Origin of the sequence: Enterococcus sp. HMSC072F02 (assembly GCF_001837725.1) — a bacterium.
Classification (GTDB): Bacteria; Bacillota; Bacilli; order Lactobacillales; family Enterococcaceae; genus Enterococcus_B; species Enterococcus_B lactis.
This window is the reverse complement of record NZ_KV833948.1, coordinates 1-1067: the sequence shown is the minus strand read 5'-3', so window position 1 is coordinate 1067 and position 1067 is coordinate 1. Positions and strand designations below refer to the sequence as shown.

The 1067-nt window shown below is 37.2% G+C and carries 1 protein-coding gene; it reads left to right on the top strand.

All coding sequences use genetic code 11. From position 1 onward, the window contains the following. Positions 1 to 98 precede the first annotated feature (98 nt). Positions 99 to 1052, top strand: coding sequence for an IS30 family transposase (locus HMPREF2731_RS06150; RefSeq protein WP_024636258.1), 954 nt, complete (start codon positions 99 to 101; stop codon positions 1050 to 1052). Positions 1053 to 1067: the final 15 nt, after the last annotated feature.

Below are 1067 nucleotides of genomic sequence, written 5' to 3'. Positions count from 1 at the left end.
AACGCCGTTTGTATAATTAAGCGAGACAAATAAAAAAGCCATTTATGTTACACTCAAATTGTAATACCCGCTAAAGCATACAAGGAGAGTGAACATAAATGACTTATACCCATCTTACACCAAACGAGCTTGTAATGATAGAAGCATATTTTCATCAAGAAACTCCGGTTGCTATCGTTGCGAAGCAGCTTAAACGTGGATGCCAAACAATTTACAATGTCTATAACTTTCTCAAATGTGGTGGAACAGCACTTGAATACTTTGAACAATACAAAGAAAATAAGCGACGTTGTGGGAGAACCGAAATCATTTTTCCTGCTGAGGAAAAAGAATATATTGCAAAAAGATCAACTGAAGGTTGGACCCCAGACGTCATTATTGGCCGTGCAGAGCGAACCTTCTCTTGTTCAGTAAGTACCCTCTATCGCCGGTTTAAGACGGGAGAATTCAATGTTTTACATTTACCGATGCAAGGAAAACGAAAACCAAATGGTTATAAGGAAAAACGTGGAAAACAGGCATTCAAAAGAAATATTTCTGAACGTAAAAAAGATTATGTCGTTTTCGAAGAAGAATTTGGACATTTAGAGGGTGATACGATTGTCGGCATCCACCATAAAAGTGCCGTCATCACACTCGTTGAGCGACTTTCAAAAGCCATTATCGCCTTGAAACCAGAAGGCCGTAAGGCAGTTGATATTGAAAATTCGATTAATGAATGGCTTCAATCCGTACCCAAAAATCTTTTCAAATCAATTACCTTTGATTGTGGAAAAGAATTCTCTAATTGGAAAAGTATTAGTAATACGAATGATATTGATATTTATTTCGCAGACCCAGGAACGCCTTCCCAACGGGGATTAAATGAACATTCAAACGGACTCCTCCGAAAAGATGGACTACCAAAAGAAATGGACTTCAACCAAGTCAATCAAGGATTCATCTCATCCGTTGCGTCCAAAAGAAACCATATCCCTAGAAAATCACTAAATTACCAAACACCATTAGAAGTTTTTTTGAGTTACGTAAATGGAAAGTTTTGTCTCGCTTAATTTGACAAATAATAT

Bases quoted from the DNA above. Each gene is read 5' to 3' on its own strand.
- HMPREF2731_RS06150 (WP_024636258.1), top strand. From the start codon at position 99: ATGACTTATACCCATCTTACACCAAACGAGCTTGTAATGATAGAAGCA.